Source organism: Bordetella ansorpii (genome assembly GCF_900078705.1).
In the GTDB taxonomy this organism is placed as follows: domain Bacteria; phylum Pseudomonadota; class Gammaproteobacteria; order Burkholderiales; family Burkholderiaceae_B; genus Bordetella; species Bordetella ansorpii_A.
In genome coordinates, this window is sequence record NZ_FKIF01000001.1 from 478,964 (window position 1) to 503,987 (window position 25,024).

Consider the following 25,024-nt stretch of genomic DNA (forward strand, 5'->3'; position numbering starts at 1 on the left):
CTTACGTATGTCCTCCTCGCCCTCTTTCCACTGGCAAGACCCCCTGTTGCTGGACCAGCAACTGACCGACGAAGAACGCATGGTGCGCGACGCCGCCGCCGCGTACTCGCAGGACAAGCTGGGCCCGCGCGTGCTGAACGCCTTCCGCAACGAGCAGACCGATCCGGCGATCTTCGCCGAAATGGGCGAACTGGGCCTGCTGGGCGCCACCATCCCGGTCGAATACGGCGGCGCCGGCCTGAACTACGTCAGCTACGGCCTGATCGCCCGTGAAGTCGAGCGCGTCGACTCGGGCTACCGCTCGATGATGAGCGTGCAGTCCTCGCTGGTGATGGTGCCGATCAACGAATTCGGCAGCGAAGCGCAGAAGCAGAAGTACCTGCCCAAGCTGGCCTCGGGCCAGTGGATCGGCTGCTTCGGCCTGACCGAGCCCAACCACGGCTCCGACCCCAACGGCATGGAAACCCGCGCCACCAAGACGGCCGACGGCTACCGCGTCAGCGGCAACAAGATGTGGATCACCAATTCGCCCATCGCCGACGTGTTCGTCGTGTGGGCCAAGTGCGTCGGCGGCGAGTTCGACGGCAAGATCCGCGGCTTCATCCTGGAGAAGGGCATGAAGGGCCTGACCGCCCCCGCCATCCACGGCAAGGTCGGCCTGCGCGCCTCGATCACCGGCGAAATCGTGATGGACGAGGTCGAGATCCCGGACGACCAGATGATGCCCGGCGTGTCCGGCCTGCGCGGTCCCTTCACCTGCCTGAACTCGGCCCGCTACGGCATCGCCTGGGGCGCCCTGGGCGCCGCGGAAGCCTGCTGGCACACCGCCCGCCAGTACACCCTGGACCGCAAGCAGTTCGGCCGCCCCCTGGCCGCCAACCAGCTGATCCAGAAGAAGCTGGCCGACATGCAGACCGAGATCACGCTGGGCCTGCAAGGCTGCCTGCGCCTGGGCCGCATGAAGGACGAAGGCACGGCCGCGGTGGAAATCACCTCGATCATGAAGCGCAACTCGTGCGGCAAGGCGCTGGACATCGCCCGCTTGGCCCGCGACATGCTGGGCGGCAACGGCATCTCCGACGAGTTCGGCGTGGCCCGCCACCTGGTCAACCTGGAAGTGGTCAACACCTACGAAGGCACGCACGACGTGCACGCCCTGATCCTGGGCCGCGCCCAGACCGGCATCCAGGCGTTCAGCTGATCGTTCGATAGCACGTATGGAGCGGGCGGCCATCGGCATCGATGGCCGCCCGTCGTTTCATGGGCCGCCGTACCAGACGGGAACGATGACGGTGCGTTGCGACCGTTGCGTGCGCGAAGCCAGATGACCGCCTTGCCCGGTCCCGTGCCGGCTTGGCGCACCCGCGGCGAAGCATCCCCTCTGTACAGAACCGGGCGCGTGCCTGGCACGCGGGAGGTCGTGGTGCTTCCCAACTACGTTCTCGTCCATCAGGTCACGGAACAGGCTATCGAGGTCGTGACCGTCCTGCACGCCCGGCAGCAATACCCTTCCTGAAAACCGCGGGCTAGTCACCGCCCTCCAGATCGAACAAACTGGTCGCGTCCAGCTCCAGCACCGCCTCGTTGTGCTGGTTGTAGATCACCCAGCCCCAGTTGACGATGCCCAGGTCGTCGCGCGACGACGACACGCGGGCGGCGTGCACGCGGGCTTCCAGGCGCAGTTCGTCGCCGGGCCGTACCGGCACGCGCCAGCGCACTTCGCCCAGGCCGGGCGAGCCGAACGATTCGGAATCGTGCAGGATGCTGTCCACCGCCATGCGCATGGCCATGGCGCACGTGTGCCAGCCACTGGCGATCAGGCCGCCCCAGCGGCCCTCCTGGGCGCGCTTGACGTCGGTGTGGAACCACTGCGGGTCGAACTTGCGGGCGAAATCCAGGACTTCCTCTTCGGTGACCTTGAGCGGGCCGCCCTTGATCACCATGCCTTCGCGCAATTCGGCGAATTTCATTGCTTCCTTCCTTGTTGGTCGTACGGCCCGCCGCTCGTATGAAAACATGGCGCGGGACCGGGCTACGTTGCAGCGCAGCAAAATCAAGCATAGACCAATACGCGCAAGCCCGCATGGGTAGTGTTGCGGCTGGCGGACAAGGGGAAACCGTGCTTGAAGCCGCCCGGGACGCCATGCGCTCAGATCAGCGCTTCGATCAGGTACGGGCCCTTGCGGCCGAAGGCGCCCCGCAGGGCGCGGGTGAAGTCCTCGACCGTCTCCACGCGCACGGCCTCGACGCCCATGCCGCGCGCCAGGTGCACCCAGTCCAGGCTGGGATTGTCCAGGTCCAGCATGCGGCGCGCGTTCTCGCCCATCTGCTGCACGCCGACGTTCTTCATCTCGCCATGCAGCGTGGCGTACGTGCGGTTGGCATAGACCACGGTCACGCAATCGAGCTGCTCGCGCGCCTGCGTCCACAGCGCCTGCACGGTGTACATGCCGCTGCCGTCGGCCTGCAGCGTCACGACCTTGCGTTCGGGGCAGGCGATGGCCGCGCCGGCCGCCATGGGCAGGCCGATGCCGATGGCGCCGCCGGTCAGTTGCAGCCAGTCGTGCGGCCGCGCCGACATGCCGAAGGTGCTCAGTTCCCGGCCCTGCGTGATGGACTCGTCGCACACGATGGCGTGCTCGGGCAGCAGGTGCGCGACGATGCGGTTGACGGCGGCGCTGGTCAGCCTGCCGCTTTGCGGGATATCGCTGCTGTCGAGCACGGGCCCCTGTATCTGCGGCGCATCGGAGGCGATGCCCAGCTCTTCGGCCAGCCATTCCAGGGCATGATCCAGGTCATGCTCGACGGACGCCATGGATTGGATGCCGCAGCCCTCGGGCGCCATCAGGCTGGGCTTGCCGGGATAGGCGAAGAATGCCACGGGCCGGCTGGCCCCGATCAACACCAGGTGGCGCACGTCGCGCAGGAAGGCCACCGCCATGTCCACCGGATACGGCAGGCGCGGCAGCGGCGTGCGCGTGATGCCGCGTTCGACGCGGCGGTTCGACGTCTCGCAGGCCAGCCGCACGCCGGTGGCGTGCGCGATCCGGCCGGCGGCGGCCAGGGCGCGCCCATGCAAGGCGGTGCCGCCCAGCAGCAGCAGAGTCGTCTGGCCGCTGCGGATGGCATCGGCGGCGGCGCGGATGGCCTGCGCATCGGGGGCCTTGGGCCCTTCCAGCGGCACGGCGGCCGGCGCCGGCGCGCCGTCGGGCAGATCGGTCCAGGCGGCGTCCGCGGGCAGGATCAGGGTGGCGATGTTGCCCGGCGCGCGGCGCGCCACGCGGATGGCCTCGCCGGCCCGTGCCGACAGCGACGCGGCGTCCTCGATACGCCCGACCCAGTGCGACATCGGACGCGCCACGGCCTCGACGTCGCTGGTCAACGGCGCGTCGTACTGCACGTGATAGGTGGCGTGATCGCCCACCACGTTGACCATGGGCGTGCGCGCGCGCTTGGCGTTGTGCAGATTGGCCAGGGCATTGCCCAGGCCCGGCCCCAGGTGCAGCAGCGTGGCGGCGGGCTTGCCGGCCATGCGCGCATAGCCGTCGGCCGCGCCGGTCACCACGCCCTCGAACAGGCCCAGCACGCAGCGCATGCGCGGCTTGCGGTCGAGCGCCGCGACGAAGTGCATCTCAGACGTGCCGGGATTGGCGAAGCAGACGTCGATATCGTTGGCAAGCAGGGTGTCGCAGAGGCTGTCGGCGCCGTTCATGGGATTCGCGAAAGAAGAGGAGGAGGAAACGCCGCGGCCGCAAGGCCGCAGCGGGCTTGCGTCGATGATAGGGACAGACGGTTCCCCGCGATGGAACCATTGAATGCCCGGAAGATGGAACCATTCCCGGACAGCGCGGATCGGACGGGGCGGCCAGCGCCCACGTCCGTATAAACACCTAGATCAACGCACCGGCCACGGGTACATCGCGCCGCCGTGGTTCCACAGCGCATTCGTGCCGCGCGCCAGGCCCAGCTTGCTGTTCTTGCCGACGTTGCGTTCGAAGATCTCGCCGTAGTTGCCCACCGCCTTGATGGCGTTGTAGGCCCACTTCTCGTCCAACCCCATGTTCTTGCCGGCGCCGGGCGTCACGCCCAGGATGCGCAGCACGTTGGGGTTGTTGCTCTTCAACATCTCGTCGACGTTTTTCTGGGTGATGCCGTATTCCTCGGCTTCCATCAGGGCGAACAGCGTCCAGCGCACGATGCCCAGCCAGTTCTCGTCGCCCTGGCGCACCATGGGGCCCAGCGGCTCTTTCGAGAAGCGCTCGGGCAGTATCTCGTAGTCGTCGGGCTTGGACACCTGCGTGGCGCGCACGGCGGCCAGTTGCGAGGCATCGTCGGTGAAGGCATCGCAGCGGCCCGATTCGAAGGCGCGCACGACCTCCGACACCTTGTCGATCACCACCGGCGTGAACTTGATGCCGTTGGCGCGGAACCAGTCGGAAAGGTTCAGTTCGGTGGTGGTGCCCGGCTGCACGCAGACGGTGGCGCCGTCCAGTTCGCGGGCGCTCTTGATGCCCAGGGACTTGCGCACCAGGATGCCCTGGCCGTCGTAGAAGCTGGCCGCCACGGCCGACAGGCCCAGCGAGGTGTCGCGCGTCTGGGTCAGGGTCACGGTGCGCAGCAGCACGTCGACTTCACCCGACTGCAGCGCCGTGAAGCGTTGCTGCGTGGACAGGGCCAGGCCCTTGAACTTCTGCGGATCGCCGAACACGGCGGCGGCCACGCCGCGGCAGATGTCCACGTCCATGCCGGACCAGACGCCCTTGCTGTCGACCGAACTGAAACCGGACACGCCGTCGGTCAGGCCGCACTGGACGAAACCTTTTTTCTTGACCGCATCTAGCGTCGGACCCGCATGCGCCGCCTGGGCGCCGCAAGCCAGCGCGATAGCCCCCACCACCATGGCAATTTGCCGCTTCATAGCACTGATCTCCTGGATAGGTAGTCGCCGAGGCCGCCCGGATGGGGCCGCCTCGGCCTGGCCGTCCACGGATAGGGACGGCGGGGCAGATTACGCCAACGGGGCCGCGGCGGCAACTGGCGGCGGACCCTGGCCGGTTCCGCCCGCCATGTCCACGCATCCCCCTGCAGGCCGCCGTACCGGTACACTGCCGCGATGGAACGACCCTGCTTTGATCGCCGTGCGCTCGCGCCCGGCGCCCCGCGATCGGCGTCGAGAATAGGAACAAGGAATCACCATGACGACCGAAGCAAAGCCGTCCCTGCCCCACGCGCCGCATCCCGACGTCGCGCTCGTTTCACGCATCGCCGCCGTTCCCACCATCCTGGACGTCATCTGCGAAGTGACCGGCATGGGCTTCGCCGCCGTCGCGCGGGTCACGGACACGCAGTGGATCGCCTGCCAGGTGCGCGACGACGTCTCGTTCGGCTTGCGGCCCGGCGGAGAACTCGAACTGCAATCGACCATCTGCGACGAGATCCGCGGGCATCACCAGATGGTGGTGATCGATCACGTGGCGCAGGACGAACGATACCGTTCGCATCACACCCCGCGGCGCTACGGTTTGCAGAGCTACATTTCGATGCCCGTCTTCCGGCATGACGGCGCTTTCTTCGGCACCCTGTGCGCCGTCGACTCGCGGCCCCGCAAACTGAGTACGCCGACCATTCTCGGCATGTTCCGGCTGTTCGCGGACCTGATCGGCAAGCATGTGGACGCCCAGGCGCGCCTGGCGCAGAGCGAGGCCGACCTGGCCCTGGAGCGCGAAGCGTCGGAACTGCGCGAACAATTCATCGCCGTGCTGGGGCACGACCTGCGCAATCCCCTGGGGTCGATCCTGGCGGGCACCACCCTGCTGCGCAAGCGGATATCCGATCCCGCCGCGCTGCCGATCATGACCCGCATGGAGCAAAGCGTCGGGCGCATGAGCGGACTGATCGACGACGTGATGGATTTCGCGCGGGGCCGGATGGGCTCGGGGCTATCCATGGACCTGCGTATCGAGCAGTCCGTCGAGTCCTCGTTGCGCCACGTGGTCGACGAGCTGCGCTCGGGCCATCCCGGCCGCGACATCCGGTTCGAGGCCGCGCTGGGAGAGCCGTTCTACTGCGACGCCGCCCGCATTGGGCAGTTGCTGTCGAATCTCGTGGCCAATGCCCTGACGCACGGCGCGGCCGACAGCCCCGTCGTCGTGCGCCTGTCGAACGACGGCGAGCAATTGGCCCTGTCGGTCGCCAACCGCGGCACGCCGATTCCACCGGCCGTGCTGGCCAAGCTGTTCGAGCCGTTCTTCCGGGGGGCCGACCAGCCCAGCCGCCAGGGGCTGGGGCTGGGCCTGTACATCGCGCATCAGATCGCCCTGGCGCACGGCGGCACGCTGCGGGCGGATTCCACGCCGGACGCCACCGTGTTCACCTTCACGATGCCCTGCCGGCACTGATACCGGTCGACGCCAGTGTGCTGCCCAGGGGGGCGGCGCCATGGCCACGACCGGCGCGTTTCGTGCCGGCGCATCGCGGGACATCGCACTAGGCCAGCGGCGGCAGCAGGTTCAGCAGCAGCACCATGATCAGGCCCACCACGGCCACGATCGACTGCACCACCGAAATCGTCTTGGTGGCCTCGCCCATGGTCATGCCGAAGGACTCCTTGACCAGCCAGAAACCGGCGTGGTTGGCGTAGTTGAAGAACAGCGAGCCGCAACCGATGGACAGGGCCAGCAGCGGCACGTTCAAAGAGGGATCCGACGCCGCCAGCGGCACCAGCAAGCCGGCCGCGCCGACGATGCCGACCGTGGCCGAGCCGGTGGACACCGACAGCAGCATGGAGATGATCCAGCCCAGCACCAGCGGCGACAGCGTGAACTGATGGCTCAGGCTGACGATGGCATCGCCCACCCTGGCGTCGGTCAGCACCTGCTGGAAGGCGCCGCCGCCGGCGATGATCAGCAGCACGTTGCAGATGGGCTTCAGGCTGGCCGACAGCGATTCGCGCAGGTGCTCGGCGTCGCCGCGGCGGCCGTAGACCAGCGCGCAGGCCGCGAACACCACGCCGATCAGCATGGCGATGACGGGATTGCCCAGGAAGGCCGTGACGTGCATCACGGGCGACGTCTTCTCGAAAACCAGTTCGCTGACGGCGTGCAGCAGCATCAGCAGGGCCGGCAGCAGCGCGGCCACGAGGCCCAGGGCGATGCTGGGCGACGACGCCGGCACGCTCTGGCGCGGCTGCGCCGACGAGAACTGGGCGATCAGCGTGTCGTCGGGCCGCACCTTCAGGCGCGGCGCGATGAAGGCGGCGTAGATCGGGCCGGCCAGCACGATGGCGGGCAGCGCGGCGACGAAGCCGTAGATCAGCGTGGGACCCACGCTGGTCTTGAGCGTGGCGATGGCGGTCAATGGGCCGGGATGCGGCGGCACCATGCCGTGCATGGCCGCCAGCGCGGCGATGACGGGCACGCCCACGTAGGCATAGGCCGAGCCGCGCAGCCGCCCTTCTTCCTCGAGCTTGCGCGCCACGCTGAAGATCAGCGGCAGCAGCACCACTAGGCCCACCTCGAAGAACATCGGAATGCCGATGACGAAGGCCACCAGGGCCATCGCCCAGGGCAGGGTGCGGCCGGAGGCGCGCGCAAGAATGAAATTGGCGATGCTTTCAGTGATGCCGCTGTCGGCCAGGATCTTGCCCAGCATGGCGCCCAGCGCCACGACCAGGCCCACCACGCCCAGGGTCTTGCCCGCGCCGTTGGTGACGGCCTTGACCAGGTGATCGCCGGGCATGCCGGTGACCAGGCCCACGCCCACCGCCACCACCAGCAGGGCCAACAGGGGATGCAGGCGGATGCGCGAAACGATCAGCGCAACCAGGATCAGGACGCTGGCCAGCGCGGTGGCCAACAGTTGAATGTCTCCGGTACTCATGTGCCTGTGAACCCATACTTATTGAAAGAATACGCATGCGGCCCAGCCACCGGATCAGTGGTCTCGCGGGCCGCCTGCCACGGTATTGTCCTGCAGGCCAGTCGTTTCCAGGCTGAACGCGGCCGCCGCGCGGCCGATGCGGTCATTCACGGCATCCCATTCGGCGGACAGCGGCGGCGCCTGCAGCAGGATGCGCGCGTAGCCCTGCCCGTCCAGGTCGCGCAGGCGGGCGTACAGCGCCTGGGCATAGCGGGCCGGATCGCCGGGCACCGCATGCCATTCGATATTGCCTGCCGAGGCGCGAGGGGCGGCATAGGCCACCAGCGCCACGCGGCCCGCCGGCAGGCCCTCGCCGGCCAGCGCCCGCGCCAGGCGGGCGTCGTCGACCAGTTCCAGCGGCGTATGCGGCGCGTAGTGCGCTTTCAGGGTGCCCGAGGCGCGCGGCGCGGCGGCGTCGGGACGCGACACGGGCCGGCCCAGCACCGCGGCGATCTGCGCCGCGCTGACGTGGCCGGGGCGCAGCAGCACCGGCCCCACGCCCTGGTCCAGGCGCGACAGATCGACGATGGTGGATTCGATGCCGACCTCGGCGGCGCCGCCGTCCAGCACGGGCATGCCTTGCGCGACTTCGTCGGGAAACTCCGCGCGCACGTGCTCGGCCCGCGTCGGCGAGACCTGGCCGAACTTGTTGGCCGATGGCCCCGCCAGGCCGCCTTGCCCGCCGGGCTTGCCGCGCGCGAAGGCGCTGAGCAGCGCCTGGGCGACAGGATGCGAGGGGCAGCGCAGGCCTACGCTGTCCTGCCCGCCGGTCACCCAGGTGCCCACGTGCGGGGCGCGCTTCAGGATCAGGGTCAGCGGACCGGGCCAGAAGGCCTGCATCAGTTGCCGGGCCTCGGGCGGCACGTCGGCCGCCCAGTAAGCCACGTCGCCCTCGGGCGCGAGGTGCACGATGACGGGGTGGTTGGACGGCCGGCCCTTGGTGGCGTAGATGCTGGCCACCGCCGCGGCGTTCTCGGCGTCGGCGCCCAGTCCATAGACGGTTTCGGTGGGAAACGCCGCCAGGCCGCCGTCGAGCAGGCGGCGGGCCGCCGCCTCGATGGCGTCGGCGGGCGGAAAGTCTGGTTGGGTCATGGCGGGAAAAGCGGTGTTATTCCGGCGCCGCCATGCCCAGCACGGCCGCCACGCGGGCCGCCGCGGCGCGCGCGTCGTCCAGCGTTTCGCCCACCAGGTTGATGTGGCCCATCTTGCGGCCACGGCGCGCCTCGCGCTTGCCATACAGGTGCAGCTTGGCCTCGGGCGCGGCCGCCAGCGCGGCGGCCCAGTCGGGTTCGCGGGGCGACTCGGCGCCATCGGGGAACCAGATGTCGCCCAGGATGTTCAGCATGACGGAGGGCGCCAGCAGGCGCGCGCTGCCCAGCGGCAGGCCGGCCATGGCCCGCGCCTGTTGCTCGAACTGGCTGGTGACGCAGGCGTTCATGGTGTAGTGGCCGCTGTTGTGCGGACGCGGCGCGATCTCGTTGACCACGAGCTTGCCATCGGTCAGCACGAAGAACTCGACGCACAGCACGCCGTAGTAGCCCAGGCCGCGCGCGATGGTGCGCGCCGCGTGGGTGGCGGCGTCGTAGTACTGCGCATGCGACGACGTGTCGGCGACGGTGGACACGGCCAGGATGCCGTCGCGGTGCACGTTGCGCGCCACCGGGAAGACCACGTCCCGGTCGTCGAAGCCGCGCGCCAGCACCACCGAGATCTCGTAGTCCAGCGACATCAGGGCCTCGAGCACGCAGGGCACGCCGCCGAAGCCGGCGAAGGCCTCCAGCGCCTCCTCCAGCGAGGACACGCGCGCCTGGCCCTTGCCGTCGTAGCCCAGGCGGGCCACCTTCAGGATGCCGGGGAACAGGCTGGCGGGCGCGGCGCGCAGTTCGGCCGCGCTGTGGATGGCCGCGTGCGGCGCCACGTCGATGCCCTGGGCGGCGATGAAGGCCTTCTCGGCGATGCGGTCCTGCACGATGGCCACGGCCTGGGCGGCCGGGCTGACACGGCAGCGCGCCGACAGGGCGTGCATGCTGTCCGAGGGCACGTTCTCGAATTCGGTGGTGACGGCCCGGCACAGGCTGGCCAGTTCGGCCAGGCCATCGGGATCGTCATAGGCGGCCTGGATGTGGCGGTCGGCCACCATGGCGGCCGGGCCATCGGCGCCGGGATCCAGCACGGCCACCTTGTAGCCCATGCTTTGCGCGGCATGACAGAACATGCGCCCCAGCTGGCCGCCGCCCAGCAGGCCCAGCCAGTTACCGGGAGGAATGGGCGTCACGGCTTGCGCGGGGTCGTTGGCGTTGCGGCTCATGCCTGGCCTCCGGGCGGCAGGGCCATCGCGCGGGCGGCCTCGGTCTGGCGGGCGCGGAAGGCCACCAGCCGGGCGCGCAGGGCGTCGTCGGTGGTGGCCAGGTTGGCGATGGCATGCAGGGCGGCATTGGCCGCGCCTGCCTCGCCGATGGCGAAGGTGGCCACCGGCACGCCCTTGGGCATCTGCACGATGGACAGCAGCGAGTCTTCGCCACGCAGGTATCTGGAGGGCACCGGCACGCCGAAGACCGGCACTTCGGTGAGGGCGGCCATCATGCCGGGAAGGTGGGCCGCGCCGCCGGCGCCGGCGATGATGGCGCGCAGGCCGCGCGATTGCGCCACGGCGCCGTAATCGGCCATGTCCTGGGGCATGCGGTGCGCCGAGATGACGCGCGCCTCGTAAGCGACGCCGAACTCTTCGAGCATGGCCACCGCGTTCTTCATGACTTCCCAGTCGCTGGAGGAACCCATGATCACGCCGACCAGCGGCTTATCGGAAGACGAGTTTGGCATTGAGGCAGTCATAACCGTTGGAATGGATTTGCGGGAGCCTGGCGGACCGGGCCCGATTTGCAGGGGGGAAACACCGGATTTTACCGCCATGCGGGACCGTGCCCACTTCCCCTTCCTGCGGCCCGTCTCTGCGGACTTTCCCTTGGCCACGACCGGCGCGTTTTGCATCGGCGCATCCACGGGGCAGCCGCTAGGCGCCCGCCTGGCCCTTCGCGTGCGGCGGTTCGGCCCAGTGCACCACGGCCTCCAGGCCGCCTTCCTTGCGGTTGCGCAGCACCAGCGTGGCGTGGTTGTTGCCCGCCAGGTCGCGGGCGATGGTCAAGCCCAGCCCCGCGCCGCCGGTCTCGCGCGAACGGGAGGTTTCCAGCCGCACGAAGGGCTGGAACACCGTCTCCAGCTCTTCCTCGGCCATCCCCGGACCTTCGTCGCGCACGTAGACCGTGACGCCATCCGCGCTGACATGGGTCGATACCCGCGCCGTGCGGCCGTATTTCAGGGCATTGTCGACCAGATTCGAGAACAGCCGGCGCATGGCCAGCGGACGCAGCATCAGCACCGCTGCGCAACCCTGCTCGAACACGGCATTGCCGCCGGTCTCGGCCGCATCCTCGACCACGCTTTCCAGCAGCGAATCCAGGTCCAGCGCCACGAAGGGCTCGGAGGTGGCCGCGCTGCGCGCCAGGTCCAGGCCTTCGCGGATCAGGGCGCCCATCGCCGCCAGATCGCCGATCAGCCGCTCGCGCAGCGGTTCGTCGGGCACGTCCTCCAGCCGCAGCCGCAGGCGCGTCAGCGGCGTCTGCAGGTCATGGGTGATGGCCGCCAGCATCTGCGTGCGTTCCGCCAGGTGGCGCTGCAGGCGCTGTTGCATGACGTTGAAGGCATGCGAGGCGCGCCGCACCTCCAGCGGGCCGTCCAGGGACAGCGGCCGGCCCTTCAGGTTCTGGCCGAGCTGGTCCGCCGCATCGGCCAGCCGGCGCAGCGGCTGGCTGGCCAGGCGCGCCACCACGAACGACAGCAGCCCGACGCAGACGGCCAGCAGCGACAGGTAGACCAGGTCGGCGGCCAGCGCGGGCGGATGCGTGACCGGGGGCGACCCGAGCGCCAGCGTCAGCGGCGTACCGTCGCGCAACCGCACGTTGACCACCCGGCATCCCCCCTGCGGACCGCCATCGCCGCCATGCAGGCCGTGCCGCATGGGTGGCGCCATGAAATCCGGCATGCGCGGCCGGCAATCCTGTTCGTCGGCGGTGCGCGCCACCACGCCGGCGAAACGCGAGTACTGCGCCTGCAGCAGTTCCGTGAAGGCCGTATCCCTGCCCAGGGTCGGCGTGCCGGGCGGCACGCTCTGGATCCCGGGCCCGCCCAGCTCCAGCAACCGCTCGCGCAGCTCGCCCTGGCTGTCGTCCAGCATGCCGACATAGCCGTTCAGGCGGTCGGCGGTGCGCAGCAGGTCGTGGTGCTCGATCTCGCGGGCGCGCCGGCCCTCGGCCAGCACGGTGGCCAGCATCGCCGCGGCGGACATGCCCAGCAGCAGGATCAGGAACAGCCTGCCCGCCATGGTCGAGAAGAACCGCCGCACGCGACTCATTCCAGCGTCACGGCGGCGGCCAGCACGTAGCCCTCGTTGCGCACGGTCTTGATCAGGCTTTCCCCCCCGCCGCCCTGGCCGAACTTGGAGCGCAGGCGGCTGACCTGCAGGTCGATGGCCCGCTCCTGCCCCTCGTATTCCCGGCGCGAGGACAGCGAGATCAGGCGCTCGCGGCTGAGCACCTTGTTGGCATGGGTGACGAAGGTGCGCAGCAGGCGGAATTCGGCGCCCGACAGCACGATGACCCGGCCGCCGGGGTCCACCAGGTGGCGGCGTTCCAGGTCGAATACCCAATCCAGGAAGTGCGCGCGGCGGATCGACAGCGGCTCCATGCTGGCCGGCAGCGCCTCGGTGCGGCGCAGCACGTTGCGGATGCGGGCCTGCAATTCGCGCGGCTCGAAGGGTTTGGTGAGGTAGTCGTCCGCCCCCATTTCCAGGCCCAGCACGCGGTCGAAGGCTTCGCCGCGCGCGGTCAGCATGATGACCGGGGTCTGCGACTGCGCGCGCAGGTCGCGGCACAGCGTCAGGCCGTCCTCGCCCGGCAGGTTGAGGTCGAGCACGATCAGGTCGACGTGCTCGCGGCCGAGTATGGCGCGCATCTCGACCCCCTGGGCGGCGGTGCTGACCCGATAGCCGAGCCGCCCCAGCTGTTCGGCCAGCAGATTGCGGATGTCGGCATCGTCGTCGACGATGAGCAGATGGTGCACGCGTATGTCCTTGAGGTTCATGGACCGGGATGATTCATTTTATTCGTGCGTTGCGCACGCGGAATTTCGTGTCGCAGCGTGTCGGGAGGACGCGCCGACACACAACGACATGCGTGCGGCCCACCTGGTACACGGCGACATCTTTAGAGCGTTGCCAGCCCTGGCCAGGCTATCCAGACTGCGGGGCTTTCCTGATTGCACGGGGGGTTCAGCCTCCCTACTCGACGACGTGAGCCTCTCTCTTTCTGCAAGCCGGCGCGGCTGGCTGATCGCCGGCGCCGCCATGGCGGCCGGCCTGGCGGCGATGCTGCTCTGGCCCCGCCCCGCCCCGCCGCAACTGGCCACCTCGCCCGTGACGCGCGCCGACATCGAGGACGCGGTGGTGGCCACCGGCACCATCAAGCCATCGAACCTGGTCAGCGTGGGCGCGCAGGTGTCGGGCCGCATCGAATCGCTGAAGGTGGCGCTGGGCGACCGCGTGAAAGCCGGCGACCTGATCGCGGAAATCGATTCGCGCACCCAGGTCAACACCTTGCAGAGCGCGCAGGCCAACCTGGAGAACGCGCGCGCCCTGCGCGACGTGCAGACGGCCAATTTGCGCCAGTACGAGCAGGAATACAAGCGCCAGCGCATCATGCTGGCCGCGCAGGCCTCGGCGCAGGCCGACTACGACACCGCGCTGGCCAACCTGAGATCCACCCAGGCGCAGATCCGCGCGCTGGACGCGTCCATCAAGGTGCAGCAGACCAGCGTCTCCACCGCCCAGACCAACCTGGGCTACACCCGCATCACCGCGCCCATCGACGGCACCGTGCTGGCCGTGGTGTCCAGGCAGGGCCAGACCGTCAACGCCAACCAGACCACGCCCACCATCGTGATGCTGGGCGCCGTGAGCACCATGACCGTCTACGCGGAAATCTCCGAGGCGGACGTGGTCAAGGTGGCGGAAGGCCAGGAGGTCTACTTCACGATCCTGGGCAATACGAAGAAGCGCTATCGCAGCACCCTGCGCCGCATCGAACCCGCGCCGGAATCCATCACCGACGAGGACACGTCCAGCACGTCCAAGTCCTCCAGTTCCTCTTCGACCAGCAGCACGGCGATCTACTACAACGGCGTGTTCGACGTGGACAACAGCGCCAACGAACTGCGCACCTACATGACGGCCGAGGTGCACGTCGTGCTGGGGCGCGCGGCCAACGCGCTGGTCATCCCCGCCTCCGCGCTGAGCGCCCAGCGCGACGACGGCACGGCCAGCGTCCAGGTGCAAGGCCGGGATGGCCGGCCGGAAACCCGCCGCATCGAGACAGGCATCAACAACCGGGCCAGCGTGCAGGTGCTGTCCGGCCTGCGGGAAGGCGAACGCGTGGTGGTGGGCCAGGCCGGCGCCGCGCCCGCCGTGCCCCAGAACAACCGCCGCGGTCCGCCGCCCATGGGCTTCTGACATGGCCTATGCGTTGCTGCAACTGCGCGGCCTGGCGCGCAGCTTTCCCGCGGGCGAAGGCACGCTGGACGTGCTCAAGGAGATCGACCTGGACATCGCCGCGGGCGAAATGGTCGCCATCGTCGGCGCATCCGGCTCGGGCAAGTCCACCCTGATGAACATCCTGGGCTGCCTGGACCGGCCCAGCCGCGGCGCCTACCGCGTGGCGGGCCGCGAGACCGGCGCCATGGCGCCCGACGAACTGGCGCAACTGCGGCGCGAGCATTTCGGCTTCGTGTTCCAGCGCTATCACCTGCTGGGCGACCTGGATGCGCTGGGCAACGTCGAAGTGCCGGCCGTCTACGCCGGCCATGCCCGTGCCGCCCGGCGCGAACGGGCCCGGCAACTGCTGGCGCGCCTGGGCCTGGCGGACCGCACCGGGCATCGTCCCGGACAGCTGTCGGGCGGACAGCAACAGCGCGTGAGCATCGCCCGCGCCCTGATGAACGGCGGCCAGGTCATCCTGGCCGACGAACCCACCGGCGCACTGGACAGCCGGTCGGGCGAGGAAGTGATGGGCATCCTGCGGGAGCTGCACGCGCAGGGCCACACGATCATCCTGGTGACGCACGACATGTCCGTCGCCCGACACGCGCAGCGCATCATCGAGCTGCATGACGGCGCGGTGGTGGCCGACCGGCGCGGGACGCCCCCCGCCCAGGCGCGGCCCGCGCGCCAGACGCGGCAGGCCGCGCGGCGCGGCTGGCTGCCGCTCTGGGACCGTTTCACCGAAGCGTTCCGCATGGCCTGCCTGGCCATGGCCGCGCACAAGCTGCGCACCCTGCTGACCATGCTGGGCATCATCATCGGCATCGCATCGGTGGTGCTGGTGGTGGCGCTGGGGCGCGGATCGCAGCAGCAGGTGCTGAGCAACATCAACGCGCTGGGCACCAACACCATCGACGTGTTCCCGGGCGCCGGCTTCGGCGACCTGCGCTCGGGACGCGTGCAGACGCTGCGCGACGCCGACGTGGCGGCGCTGGCCGAGCAGAGCTACGTGGACAGCGCCACGCCCAACGTATCGACCTCGGTGACGGCGCGCCTGGGCGGCATCGCCGCCACCACGCAGGTCTACGGCGTGGGCGACCAGTACTTCCGGGTGAAGGGCCTGAAGATCGCGCAGGGCATGGCCTTCGACGCCGCCGCCGTGGCGGCCCTGGAGCGCAGCGTGGTCATCGATCCCAATACACGCGACACGTTTTTCCCGAACGGCGAAGACCCCATCGGCCGCGTGCTGCTGCTGGGCCAGGTGCCCTGCACCGTGATCGGCGTGTCGCAGAAGCAGACCACGGGTTTCGGCAGCAGCAGCGACCTGCGCGTCTGGGTGCCCTACACCACCGCCATGCACCGCATGCTGGGCCAATCCCATGTCTCCAGCATCACCGTGCGCGTGGACGACGCCACGCCGATGACGGCGGCCGAGGCCGCCATCTCGAAAGTGCTGCTGCTGCGCCATGGCACGCAGGATTTCTTCCTGAACAACACCGCCGAAATCCGCGAAACCATCGAGAAGACCACGCGGACGATGACGCTGATGATCGGCGCCATCGCCATGATCTCGCTGGTGGTGGGCGGCATCGGCGTGATGAACATCATGCTGGTGTCGGTCACCGAGCGCACGCGCGAGATCGGCGTGCGCATGGCCGTGGGCGCGCGGCGCGCGGACATCATGCGGCAGTTCCTGATCGAGGCGGTGCTGGTGTGCATGCTGGGCGGCGTGCTGGGCGTGCTGGGTGCCCTGGGCGGCGGCGCGCTGATCCGCGCGGCGGGCGCGAACTACACGCTTTCCTTCTCCCCGCTGTCGATCATCGCCGCCTTTGCCTGCTCGACCCTGATCGGCGTGGCCTTCGGCTTTTTACCCGCCCGCAATGCCGCGCGGCTGGACCCTGTGGACGCCCTGGCAAGAGAATGACGAAGCCTGCCCTGCGATCGATTCCTATCGTTGCCTGCTGCGCCCTGCTGGGCGCCTGCGCCGGCAACACCTCGCCCGCCACGCCCGAGCTGCGCGTCCCCGCGCGCTACGCAGCCGGCGGACCGGCCGAGCCCGCGCACGACAAGGTCGAACTGAATTCCACCTATCCCGTGCGCAACACCGCGGAACAGGCCTGGTGGCGGGCCTTCGACGACGAGCGCCTGTCGCGGCTGGTCGAACGGGTGCTGGCCGCCAACCCCAACCTGGCCGCCGCGGGCCTGACCTTGCGCAAAGCCCGGCTGCAGGCGGGGCTGGCGAGCAATGACCTGTGGCCCCAACCCAGCGGCAGCGTGACCGCCAACGGCAATCACGCGCTGTCCGGCGACGCCACGACGCAGCGCAGCGGGACCACCAGCCTGTCACTGAGCTGGGAGATCGACCTGTGGGGCCGCCTGCGCGCCGCGCGCGACGCCGCGCAATGGGAAGCCCGGGCCAGCGCCGCAGACCGCGAGAACACCGCGCTGGCGCTGGCCGGCGAAGCCTGCCGGCAATACTGGACGCTGGCCTACCTGAACCACGCCATCGGGACCGGCCAGGCCCGCATCGACCAGTTGCGGCGCACATTGCAACTGGTGCAGGTGCAGTTCGGCGCGGGCAGCGTGTCGCTGCTGGACGTGCGCGACGCACAGCAGAACCTGCAGGCGCAACTGGCCGCGCAAAGCCAGCTGGAGCAACAGCGCGTGCAGGCGCGCAACGCCATCACGGTGTTGCTGGGCGGCCAGGCCTGGCCGCGGGCCGACGAACCCACGCGGCTGGACGGCGCGGCCACGCCGGCGCCGCGCCCGGGCCTGCCCGCCGGATTGCTGGGCCGCCGGCCCGACCTGCGCGCCGCAGAGCTGCGCCTGCGCGAAGCCCTGGCGAACATCGACGCCACCGCGCGCAGCTACTATCCGGCCCTGACGCTGACGGGCAGCGCCGGCACCAGCAGCACGTCGTTGTCGAACCTGCTGGCCAATCCCGTGGCGGCCCTGGGCGCGGGCCTGGCCTTGCCGTTCCTGAATGTGCCGCGCATGCGGCTGGACAACGACATCGCCCGCACCGGGTACGAGATTGCCGCCAACACATTCCGCGGCACGCTGTATTCGGCATTGAAGGACGTCGACGATGCCCTGAGCGCGCGCGCCCGGCTGGCGGAACAGCGCGAGGCGACCGAGCGCTCGTTCGAGGCGGCGCAGGATGTCGAGCGCATGTATGGCGTGCGCTATCGCGTGGGAGCGGCCACGCTGCGCACGTGGCTGGATGCGCAGCAGACGCTGCGCGAGGCGGAACTGTCGCTGGCGCAGGTACGCCAGAATCAGCGGCTGAACGACGTGACGCTGTTCCTGGCGCTGGGCGGCGATCCGGGCTGAGCCCGGCTGACGGCCAGGCTCGCGAACGTCAGAAGCCGGCCGTGCGCGGCGCCGGGCAGGCGCCCACGCCGCATTGCAGGACGGCTCCGGCCATGCCGGACAGCACCGCGGCCAGGAACAGCCCCATGATGATCATGCCGGGCAGGCCCACGGGACGCTTGAGCGCGTTGTCGCCCCACTTGCGGTCGACGATCAGCATCAGCAGCGAAAACAGGATCAACGCCAGGAAGCCCGCCGCCGACCAGGTCGGCCAGCGCAGGCCCAGCAGCGTGTCGGTGGAGACGGCGGCGCCGGGCACGACCTGCATCAGCACCTGTTGCGCGGCCAGGGCGAACCCCGCCAGCGAGGACAGGATGACCATGGAGTAGTGCATCGGCGACGGGCCCAGACGCACGTTCAGCAGCAGCCCCATGCCCGCCAGCACCAGCGCGCCGCGCTGCAGCAGGCAGAGCGGGCACGACGGCCCGGGGTGGATCACCTGCCAGGCCAGTGTGAGGATGAGCGCGCAGGACAGCAGCAGCAGCGCCAGCGAACTGCCCAGGCGCGAGCGGCCGCCCGCATTGTGTACGAAAAGCATGCGCGGCCTCCTACAGCACGAACGGCAGCCGTGCCGCCAGGTAGGGATAAGCCGCGACCCCGAACAGGATGAACGTCGCCACCCAAAGCAGGAAACAGGCGGGCCGTCTGCCCAGCAAGCCGTACCACCCGGCCGCCGCGCCAACCACGAACGGCAACATCAAACCCATTTCTCACTCCGTAGACACCTCACGGGACGGAAGTATAGGTAACAACTGGAAATCAAAGCAACGCGCGGGAAATGAATTTCCTGTGAATGCGGGTATCTACCCGCCCGGCGGGGCGTCCGACAGGAAGCTGCCGCCAGAAACACAAGGGCGCCGACATCGGCGCCCCGGGCTCGTGGCGATCAGGCCGTCGAGGCCATCAGGCCATCAGGCGGTCCAGCGCTTCGCGATACTTGGCAGCGGTTTTCTCCAGCACTTCGGCCGGCAGGCGCGGCGCGGGCGGGGTCTTGTCCCAGGTCTGGGTCTCGAGCCAGTCGCGCACGAACTGCTTGTCGAACGACGGGGGGCTGATGCCCACGCGATAGCCGTCGGCGGGCCAGAAACGCGACGAATCGGGCGTCAGCACCTCGTCCATCAGGTACAGCGCACCGTCGTCGTCCAGGCCGAATTCGAACTTGGTGTCGGCGATGATGATGCCCTTGGTGGCCGCGAAGGCGGCCGCCTCGCCATACAGGCGCAGCGTGACGTCGCGGATGCGCTCGGCCATCTCCTGGCCCACTTCGGCCACGACGTGGGCGAAATCGACGTTCTCGTCGTGCATGCCGAACTCGGCCTTGGCGGCCGGCGTGAAGATGGGCTCGGGCAGCTTGTCGGCCTGTTGCAGGCCGGCGGGCAGCGCGATGCCGCACACCGAGCCGGTGGCCTGGTAGTCCTTCCAACCCGAACCGATGAGATACCCCCGCGCCACGGCTTCGACCAGCACGGGCTTCAGGCGCTTGACCACCACGGCGCGGCCGCGCACCTGATCGATTTCGTCGGGCGCCACCACGTCTTCGGCGGCCACGCCGGTGGAGTGGTTGGGCAGCACGTGCGCCAGCTTCTTCAGCCAGAACTCGGTCAGTTCCGTCAGCACCTGGCCCTTGCCGGGGATGGGATCGTCGAGAATGACGTCGAACGCCGAGATACGGTCGGACGCGACGATCAGCAACTTGTCGTCGCCCACGGCGTACATGTCGCGCACCTTGCCGCGACCCAGCAGCGGCAAGGACTTGATGTTGGATTCGTGCAGAGCGGAGATCACGGATGGGGCCTGGCAGAAAAGACGATTCCCGCTCGGGAGGCCCGCAGCGGGAGTCAGGAGGAATCGGGAATGGGCGCGGGGCGGTGGCGCCGGTTCGCGCAAAACGCATAGGTTACTGCAAACCCGGGCCTCCCGTACGAAGTCGCGCGCAGGCTCGCCGGACGATGCCGAGGGCTTCCGGGCGCGCGCCAGCCTCTGGACCGCGGCGCGGCTCATCGCCGCCGGAACACCCCGAAAAAAGCAAAAAAGCTCCTTGCGGAGCCTTTCCGGGACATGAGGGCCGCCCGCAGCGGCCCGTCACGCCTTACTGGACGACCTGCTCCAGCTTGCCCGCGGCGTAGCGCTGGGCCATTTCATCCAGCGGGACCGCCTTGATCTTGCTGGCGTTGCCGGCGGTGCCGAATTCCTGGTAGCGGGCCACGCAGACGGCGCGGGCAGCGGCGCGGGCGGGCTTCAGGTATTCGCGCGGATCGAACTTCGAGGGGTTCTCGCCCATGAAGCGGCGGATCGCGCCGGTCATGGCCAGGCGGATGTCGGTGTCGATGTTGATCTTGCGCACGCCGAACTTGATGGCTTCCTGGATTTCCTCGACGGGCACGCCGTAGGTTTCCTTCATGTCGCCGCCGAACTCGCGGATCTCGGCCAGCAGTTCCTGCGGTACGCTGGAGCTGCCGTGCATCACCAGGTGGGTGTTGGGCAGGCGGGCGTGGATTTCCTTGATGCGCGAGATCGACAGGATGTCGCCGGTGGGCTTGCGCGTGAACTTGTAGGCGCCGTGGCTGGTGCCGATGGCGATGGCCAGCGCGTCGAGCTGCGTGCGGCGCACGAAGTCGGCGGCCTGCTCGGGATCGGTCAGCAACTGGTCCATGGTGAGCTTGCCGTCGGCGCCGTGGCCGTCTTCCTTGTCGCCTTCCATGGTTTCCAGCGAGCCCAGGCAGCCCAGTTCGCCTTCGACCGTGACGCCGACCTTGTGGGCCATGTCGACGACCTTGCGGGTGACGTCGACGTTGTAGTCGTAGTCGGCGATGCTCTTGCCGTCTTCCTTCAGCGAGCCGTCCATCATCACGCTGGAGAAGCCCAGGTCGATGGCACCCTGACAGACCTTGGGCGACTGGCCGTGATCCTGGTGCATGACGACCGGGATGTGCGGGTAGGACTCGACGGCGGCCTGGATCAGGTACTTCAGGAAGCCTTCGCCCGCGTATTTGCGCGCGCCGGCCGAGGCCTGCATGATCACCGGGCTGTCGGTCTCGGCAGCGGCTTCCATGATGGCCTGGACCTGCTCCAGGTTGTTGACGTTGAAGGCGGGGATGCCGTAACCGTGCTCGGCCGCGTGGTCGAGCAACTGGCGCATGGAAACGAGGGCCATGGAGGACTCCTGGAAGCTTGGTGTTATCGGATTGAATTCATGCTGAACAGCGGGATTTTACGGGAATGCGGCGAGGGTCTTGTGAGGATCCGTTGCAAGACCTGGCGGGGCGGTTCGGGACAGGCGGACGGACGCGCTCAGAGGCGTCCCACGCTGGTCTCGAACTGCTCGGGCGGCATGGGCTTGCCCAGCAGGAAGCCTTGCAGCGAATCGCAACCCAGATCGGTCAGGAACGATTGCTGTTCGGCGGTCTCGACGCCCTCGGCCGCCACCTTCAACTTGAGCTTCTGCCCCAGCGCCACGATGGCGGACACCACGGCGGCGTCTTCCGTATCGCCCTGCAACTGGCGCACGAAACCGCGCCCGATCTTCAGTTCCGTGGCGGGCAGGCGCTTGAGGTACAGCAGGCTGGAATAGCCGCTGCCGAAATCGTCGATGGAAATGCGCACGCCCAGGTCGACCAGGCGGCGCAGCAGCGCCAGTGTGATCTCGGCGTCGCGCATGGCCGTGGACTCGGTGATCTCCAGGATCAGGCTGCGCGGCGGCAGCGAATGGCGCTCCAGGGCCTGCTGCACCAGGTCATACAGGCCTTCATGCACGAACTGCGCGGTGGACAGGTTGACCGACATGGTCCAGCCCTGGTGGCCGGCCTGATGCCACAGATGCAACTGGCGGCAGGCCTCGTCCAGCACCCATTCCCCGATGGATACGATCAGCCGCGAGCGCTCGGCCAGCGGAATGAAGCGGTCGGGCGGGATGAGGCCCTTCTCGGGATGCAGCCAGCGGATCAGCGCCTCGGCGCCCATGATCTCGCCGTCGGGCCGGAACTTGGGCTGGTAGTGCAGCACCAGTTGCTTGCGCGCGCGCGCCTGGCGCAGGTCCTGCAGCATGCGCAACTGTTCCTGCGCATTGCTGTTCATGGAGGGTTCGAAATAGCTGAAGCGCGCCCGGCCCATGCGCTTGGCGTGGTACATGGCGGCATCGGCGTTGCGCATCAGCGTGCGGGCGCTGTCGCCATTGGCGGGATACAGGGCGATGCCGCAACTGGCGGAGACAGCCACGCGGTGGCCCATCACGGTGACGGGCCGCGACAGCACCTTGATCAGCCGCGACGCCACGGACGCCGCATCATTGGGCTCGGTCACCTCGCTGAGCACGACGAACTCGTCGCCGCCCAGCCGGGCCGCCGTGTCCGCGCCGCGCAGTTGGCGGCGGATGCGGCCGGCCAGTTCCACCAGCAGGGCATCGCCGGTATGGTGTCCGTAGGCATCGTTGACCGACTTGAACCCGTCCAGGTCGAGGAACAGCAGCGCGAAGGTGCCGTTGGCGCGGCGCGCGGTCTCGATGGCCTGCTTGACCTGCTGTTCGAGCAGGATGCGGTTGGGCAGCTTGGTCAGGTTGTCGTGCAGGGCCAGCCGCAGCAGTTCTTCGTTGGCGCCCGCCAGCGACCGGGCCAGCACGGCCGTGCGCGACTCGAGCCGGGCATCCAGCACGGCCACCACCAGCGCCATGGCGAAAATGCACGAGGTGACCACCGCCACCGCCGCCGCCAGCCATTGCGCCGACAGCCCATCGACCGCCGCCAGGCAGACGCTGCCGGCCGGGAACATGGCCGCGGCCATGCCGGTGTAGTGCATGCCGCACACCGCGGCCGCCATGACGGACGCCGCGGCCAGCCGGTACCGCAGCTTCTGCCGGGCCTGGCGCCGCACCCAATGGGCCATCCACAGCGCCAGCGCCGAACAGCCGATGGAAATGGCCGCGGCGGCGGCCAGGCGCGAGGGCAGGTAGATGATGCCGGGTGACATGCGCATCGCGGCCATGCCCATGAAATGCATGCCCAGCACCGCGCCGCCCATCAGCAGCGCGCCCAGCGCCAGCATGCCCGCCGTCAAGTGCGGCCGGCCGGCGAAGTGCAAGGCGAGCAAGGCCCCGGCCACCGAGATCAGCAGCGAGACCGCCGTCATGGTGACGTCGTAGCCGATGGGAATGGGCAGGCTGAAGGCCAGCATGCCGATGAAATGCATGGACCAGATGCCCAGGCCGAGCACGAACCCGCTGCCCGCCAGCCAATAGCGGCCCGCGGCGCCCTGGGCACTGTCGATACGGCTTGCCAGTTCGAACGAAGTCAAAGAGGCGAAGACCGCGACCAATATGGACACGGCCACCGTTGCCAATTCGTAGCTGCCGTTCAACATCGTTCCGACATCCCGCCTGTATCCGACTCTAGGAATCGGTTCTGGGTCGTCAATCTGCAGACGGAATGCGTTGAGGCGATGGCATCCGTGAGCAGTCGGTCCCCGGCAAGATTGGGGCCGGGGCGGTCTTGCCAAGGCTCCGTTATGGTAGCCATATGTAAAAAAAGCGGAACAATTGTAGCCGCGGTTGCCGGGAAAGGGGAACCGTTACAGCCGGCAGGTATATATTGAAGAACCCTTGCCACTTCGGGACTGCCATGCTTCACGGTTCTTGCCTATGCGGCCGCATCGCATACACGGTGAACGGCCCTCTTTCCGATGCGTTGAATTGCCATTGCGGCATGTGCCGCAAGGCGCACGGCGCGGCCTTCCGGTCTCGCGCCACGGTACTGGCCAAGGATTTCGCCTGGACCCAGGGCGAGAACCAGATCACCTGGTACGCCTCGTCGCCCGGCAATTATCGCGGGTTCTGCAGCGCTTGCGGTACCCCGCTGCTGAGCCGCTTCGACCAGATGCCCGATGTGTATGGCCTGCCTCTGGGCGCCCTGGATGACGATCCCGGCATCAAGCCCGAACGCCACGTACACGTCGACAGCAAGGCACCCTGGCACGACATCGCCGACGACCTGCCCCGGCACCCTCAGGGGCAGGACACCGGATACTAGCAAAAACCCTTGTAATAAGTTATAGTTATTTTCTGCCCGAGTAATTTTTGCCATTGATGTTGGCAACAGCGGTTGGCAACAGCGGTTGGCAACAGCGGTTGGCAACAAGTTGGCAACAAACAGCGGGTTGGCAACGGCGGGCTGGCGAACCCGAGGCAGGCCCAAGGCAAACCCGCAGTACCGCGCAGTATCGAATTTCTTGTCTCTTGCATGTCCGCCGCCGGCGCTGCCCGGCTCCGTTCAACAAGAAAAACACGCTTCTTCCGGCGGCCTGCCCCGCACAGGCAAACCGTCGCGACCAAGCCGCGCCTCTGGCGCACACTGCCCTCGCGGCCAGCGTACCCGTCCCTATCCCTATCCAGGGCCATGACCCGTACCCGAGCCGGTTCGCCACGCTTATGCGTCCGCGGCCGGTCCACCGCTTGGACATCCGGCATCCGTGCCGCGTTCGCGCGGCGCCTGCGCATCACAATCAAGGAGTCATCATGGCGAAAGAAGAACTGATCGAACTGGACGGCATCGTCGACGAAGTGCTGCCCGACAGCCGCTACCGCGTCAAGCTGGACAATGGTATCGAAGTGGGCGCCTATGCCTCCGGCCGCATCCGCAAGCACCGCATCCGCATCCTGGCGGGCGACCGCGTCACGCTCGAGATGTCGCCCTATGACCTGACCAAGGGCCGCATCAACTTCCGCCACAAGGACGAACGCGGCCCCGCACCGGGCTCCCGTCCCCAGCAGTATCGTCGCTGATCCATCGAGGGCGGGGTAAAATCCGCGCCGGCCGCGGCCGTAGTGCCTTACGTCCGGCGTCCACCCCGCCTTCCTTAGATTGGCCATGTCAGAAAACAGCAGCGACGCACTCCGGCAGGCGGCAGACCGCCTGCAAAAGGCCCGCCGCGCCTTCGAGCGCGGCGAAAAAGGCCTGCTCATGCTGCGCCGCTCGCGCACGGCGTTCATCAACAGCCTGCGCAACACGGGCCTGACCTACTCGCAGGCCCGCGTGAAATACGACAACTGCATCGACGAGCAGCAGCGCATCCACCTGCAGGAAAAGCACCAGTTGCAATACGCCGAAAGGGCGTACGCCTCGCTGTGCCAGCAGTTGCAGAAAGCCGACGCCTGACGCCGGC

The 25,024-nt window shown here is 68.6% G+C and carries 22 protein-coding genes; 8 read left to right on the forward strand and 14 right to left on the reverse strand.

Annotated elements, in window-relative coordinates:
• Window positions 1–7: 7 nt before the first annotated feature.
• Window positions 8–1,201 (forward strand): acyl-CoA dehydrogenase, encoded by a 1,194-nt coding sequence (locus A6745_RS01915; protein WP_066122881.1) that lies wholly within the window; start codon window positions 8–10, stop codon window positions 1,199–1,201.
• Between the two features lie 325 nt (window positions 1,202–1,526).
• On the opposite strand, the gene A6745_RS01925 is transcribed toward A6745_RS01915, so the two are convergent.
• From A6745_RS01925 to A6745_RS01935, 3 genes are all read right to left on the reverse strand, one after another.
• Window positions 1,527–1,970: a MaoC family dehydratase gene (locus A6745_RS01925; RefSeq protein ID WP_066122887.1), complete on the reverse strand. Its 444-nt coding sequence runs from the start codon at window positions 1,968–1,970 to the stop codon at window positions 1,527–1,529.
• Between the two features lie 179 nt (window positions 1,971–2,149).
• The gene (locus A6745_RS01930) at window positions 2,150–3,712 is read right to left on the reverse strand and encodes an acetolactate synthase large subunit (protein WP_066122891.1); all 1,563 of its coding nucleotides are present in this window, start codon (window positions 3,710–3,712) and stop codon (window positions 2,150–2,152) included.
• A 183-nt stretch (window positions 3,713–3,895) separates the two neighbouring features.
• Window positions 3,896–4,918: an amino acid ABC transporter substrate-binding protein gene (locus A6745_RS01935; RefSeq protein WP_066122893.1), complete on the reverse strand. Its 1,023-nt coding sequence runs from the start codon at window positions 4,916–4,918 to the stop codon at window positions 3,896–3,898.
• 277 nt (window positions 4,919–5,195) lie between these two features.
• Here A6745_RS01935 and A6745_RS01940 point away from each other — a divergent pair, with 277 nt between their 5' ends.
• Window positions 5,196–6,398 carry a GAF domain-containing sensor histidine kinase gene (locus A6745_RS01940; protein ID WP_066122895.1) on the forward strand — a complete coding sequence of 401 codons (1,203 nt, stop codon included), beginning with the start codon at window positions 5,196–5,198 and terminating at the stop codon, window positions 6,396–6,398.
• Window positions 6,399–6,486: 88 nt separating this feature from the next.
• On the opposite strand, the gene A6745_RS01945 is transcribed toward A6745_RS01940, so the two are convergent.
• The 6 genes from A6745_RS01945 to A6745_RS01970 all read right to left on the reverse strand — a co-directional run bounded on the left by A6745_RS01945 (window position 6,487) and on the right by A6745_RS01970 (window position 13,053).
• Window positions 6,487–7,878, reverse strand: a complete 1,392-nt coding sequence (locus A6745_RS01945) for a GntP family permease (protein WP_066122898.1) — start codon at window positions 7,876–7,878, stop codon at window positions 6,487–6,489.
• A gap of 54 nt (window positions 7,879–7,932) precedes the next feature.
• Window positions 7,933–9,009: an L-threonylcarbamoyladenylate synthase gene (locus tag A6745_RS01950; RefSeq protein ID WP_066122905.1), complete on the reverse strand. Its 1,077-nt coding sequence runs from the start codon at window positions 9,007–9,009 to the stop codon at window positions 7,933–7,935.
• Between the two features lie 16 nt (window positions 9,010–9,025).
• Entirely contained in the window at window positions 9,026–10,225 is a 1,200-nt protein-coding gene (locus A6745_RS01955; RefSeq protein WP_066122906.1) for a 5-(carboxyamino)imidazole ribonucleotide synthase, read from the reverse strand.
• The gene (gene purE / locus A6745_RS01960; RefSeq protein ID WP_407922712.1) at window positions 10,222–10,737 is read right to left on the reverse strand and encodes a 5-(carboxyamino)imidazole ribonucleotide mutase; all 516 of its coding nucleotides are present in this window, start codon (window positions 10,735–10,737) and stop codon (window positions 10,222–10,224) included. The genes A6745_RS01955 and purE overlap by 4 nt, the downstream gene beginning before the upstream one ends.
• A gap of 190 nt (window positions 10,738–10,927) precedes the next feature.
• A complete protein-coding gene (locus A6745_RS01965) occupies window positions 10,928–12,316 on the reverse strand; it encodes an ATP-binding protein (RefSeq protein ID WP_197488074.1) in 1,389 nt (462 codons plus the stop codon).
• Between the two features lie 5 nt (window positions 12,317–12,321).
• Window positions 12,322–13,053, reverse strand: a complete 732-nt coding sequence (locus A6745_RS01970) for a response regulator (protein ID WP_066122913.1) — start codon at window positions 13,051–13,053, stop codon at window positions 12,322–12,324.
• A gap of 262 nt (window positions 13,054–13,315) precedes the next feature.
• On the opposite strand from A6745_RS01970, the gene A6745_RS01975 reads away from it, so the two are divergent.
• From A6745_RS01975 to A6745_RS01985, 3 genes are read left to right on the forward strand one after another with little or no spacing between them, the layout of a single operon-like run.
• Window positions 13,316–14,476 carry an efflux RND transporter periplasmic adaptor subunit gene (locus tag A6745_RS01975; RefSeq protein WP_066122915.1) on the forward strand — a complete coding sequence of 387 codons (1,161 nt, stop codon included), beginning with the start codon at window positions 13,316–13,318 and terminating at the stop codon, window positions 14,474–14,476.
• 1 nt (window position 14,477) lies between these two features.
• Window positions 14,478–16,427 (forward strand): MacB family efflux pump subunit, encoded by a 1,950-nt coding sequence (locus tag A6745_RS01980; RefSeq protein WP_066122916.1) that lies wholly within the window; start codon window positions 14,478–14,480, stop codon window positions 16,425–16,427.
• Complete coding sequence (locus A6745_RS01985) at window positions 16,424–17,836, forward strand: efflux transporter outer membrane subunit (protein ID WP_066122918.1); 1,413 nt, start codon at window positions 16,424–16,426, stop codon at window positions 17,834–17,836. Before A6745_RS01980 ends, A6745_RS01985 begins: the two co-directional genes overlap by 4 nt.
• A 28-nt stretch (window positions 17,837–17,864) precedes the next feature.
• Here the strand turns inward: A6745_RS01985 and A6745_RS01990 are convergent, their stop codons facing one another.
• The 5 genes from A6745_RS01990 to A6745_RS02010 all read right to left on the reverse strand — a co-directional run bounded on the left by A6745_RS01990 (window position 17,865) and on the right by A6745_RS02010 (window position 23,227).
• Entirely contained in the window at window positions 17,865–18,413 is a 549-nt protein-coding gene (locus tag A6745_RS01990; protein ID WP_066122919.1) for a disulfide bond formation protein B, read from the reverse strand.
• A 10-nt stretch (window positions 18,414–18,423) separates the two neighbouring features.
• Window positions 18,424–18,582, reverse strand: coding sequence for a hypothetical protein (locus A6745_RS28915; protein WP_197488076.1), 159 nt, complete (start codon window positions 18,580–18,582; stop codon window positions 18,424–18,426).
• A gap of 196 nt (window positions 18,583–18,778) precedes the next feature.
• Complete coding sequence (locus tag A6745_RS02000) at window positions 18,779–19,660, reverse strand: phosphoribosylaminoimidazolesuccinocarboxamide synthase (RefSeq protein ID WP_066122921.1); 882 nt, start codon at window positions 19,658–19,660, stop codon at window positions 18,779–18,781.
• Window positions 19,661–19,964: 304 nt separating this feature from the next.
• On the reverse strand, window positions 19,965–21,029 hold the full coding sequence (gene fba / locus A6745_RS02005; protein ID WP_066122925.1) for a class II fructose-bisphosphate aldolase: 1,065 nt from the start codon (window positions 21,027–21,029) through the stop codon (window positions 19,965–19,967).
• Between the two features lie 137 nt (window positions 21,030–21,166).
• Window positions 21,167–23,227 (reverse strand): putative bifunctional diguanylate cyclase/phosphodiesterase, encoded by a 2,061-nt coding sequence (locus A6745_RS02010; protein ID WP_066122927.1) that lies wholly within the window; start codon window positions 23,225–23,227, stop codon window positions 21,167–21,169.
• A 257-nt stretch (window positions 23,228–23,484) separates the two neighbouring features.
• Here A6745_RS02010 and A6745_RS02015 point away from each other — a divergent pair, with 257 nt between their 5' ends.
• The 3 genes from A6745_RS02015 to A6745_RS02025 all read left to right on the forward strand — a co-directional run bounded on the left by A6745_RS02015 (window position 23,485) and on the right by A6745_RS02025 (window position 25,017).
• A complete protein-coding gene (locus tag A6745_RS02015; protein ID WP_066122929.1) occupies window positions 23,485–23,892 on the forward strand; it encodes a GFA family protein in 408 nt (135 codons plus the stop codon).
• 485 nt (window positions 23,893–24,377) lie between these two features.
• Window positions 24,378–24,644 carry a translation initiation factor IF-1 gene (gene infA, locus A6745_RS02020; RefSeq protein ID WP_066122931.1) on the forward strand — a complete coding sequence of 89 codons (267 nt, stop codon included), beginning with the start codon at window positions 24,378–24,380 and terminating at the stop codon, window positions 24,642–24,644.
• Between the two features lie 85 nt (window positions 24,645–24,729).
• A complete protein-coding gene (locus A6745_RS02025; protein ID WP_066122933.1) occupies window positions 24,730–25,017 on the forward strand; it encodes a hypothetical protein in 288 nt (95 codons plus the stop codon).
• The last annotated feature ends 7 nt before the right edge of the window (window positions 25,018–25,024 follow it).

Bases quoted from the DNA above. Each gene is read 5' to 3' on its own strand.
- A6745_RS01990 (WP_066122919.1), bottom strand. From the start codon at position 18,413: ATGCTTTTCGTACACAATGCGGGCGGCCGCTCGCGCCTGGGCAGTTCG.
- purE (WP_407922712.1), bottom strand. From the start codon at position 10,737: ATGCCAAACTCGTCTTCCGATAAGCCGCTGGTCGGCGTGATCATGGGT.
- A6745_RS28915 (WP_197488076.1), bottom strand. From the start codon at position 18,582: ATGGGTTTGATGTTGCCGTTCGTGGTTGGCGCGGCGGCCGGGTGGTAC.
- A6745_RS01955 (WP_066122906.1), bottom strand. From the start codon at position 10,225: ATGAGCCGCAACGCCAACGACCCCGCGCAAGCCGTGACGCCCATTCCT.
- A6745_RS02015 (WP_066122929.1), top strand. From the start codon at position 23,485: ATGCTTCACGGTTCTTGCCTATGCGGCCGCATCGCATACACGGTGAAC.
- fba (WP_066122925.1), bottom strand. From the start codon at position 21,029: ATGGCCCTCGTTTCCATGCGCCAGTTGCTCGACCACGCGGCCGAGCAC.
- A6745_RS02010 (WP_066122927.1), bottom strand. From the start codon at position 23,227: ATGTTGAACGGCAGCTACGAATTGGCAACGGTGGCCGTGTCCATATTG.
- A6745_RS01970 (WP_066122913.1), bottom strand. From the start codon at position 13,053: ATGAACCTCAAGGACATACGCGTGCACCATCTGCTCATCGTCGACGAC.
- A6745_RS01940 (WP_066122895.1), top strand. From the start codon at position 5,196: ATGACGACCGAAGCAAAGCCGTCCCTGCCCCACGCGCCGCATCCCGAC.
- A6745_RS01925 (WP_066122887.1), bottom strand. From the start codon at position 1,970: ATGAAATTCGCCGAATTGCGCGAAGGCATGGTGATCAAGGGCGGCCCG.
- infA (WP_066122931.1), top strand. From the start codon at position 24,378: ATGGCGAAAGAAGAACTGATCGAACTGGACGGCATCGTCGACGAAGTG.
- A6745_RS01935 (WP_066122893.1), bottom strand. From the start codon at position 4,918: ATGAAGCGGCAAATTGCCATGGTGGTGGGGGCTATCGCGCTGGCTTGC.
- A6745_RS01950 (WP_066122905.1), bottom strand. From the start codon at position 9,009: ATGACCCAACCAGACTTTCCGCCCGCCGACGCCATCGAGGCGGCGGCC.
- A6745_RS01930 (WP_066122891.1), bottom strand. From the start codon at position 3,712: ATGAACGGCGCCGACAGCCTCTGCGACACCCTGCTTGCCAACGATATC.
- A6745_RS01980 (WP_066122916.1), top strand. From the start codon at position 14,478: ATGGCCTATGCGTTGCTGCAACTGCGCGGCCTGGCGCGCAGCTTTCCC.
- A6745_RS01915 (WP_066122881.1), top strand. From the start codon at position 8: ATGTCCTCCTCGCCCTCTTTCCACTGGCAAGACCCCCTGTTGCTGGAC.
- A6745_RS01975 (WP_066122915.1), top strand. From the start codon at position 13,316: ATGGCGGCCGGCCTGGCGGCGATGCTGCTCTGGCCCCGCCCCGCCCCG.
- A6745_RS02025 (WP_066122933.1), top strand. From the start codon at position 24,730: ATGTCAGAAAACAGCAGCGACGCACTCCGGCAGGCGGCAGACCGCCTG.
- A6745_RS01985 (WP_066122918.1), top strand. From the start codon at position 16,424: ATGACGAAGCCTGCCCTGCGATCGATTCCTATCGTTGCCTGCTGCGCC.
- A6745_RS01945 (WP_066122898.1), bottom strand. From the start codon at position 7,878: ATGAGTACCGGAGACATTCAACTGTTGGCCACCGCGCTGGCCAGCGTC.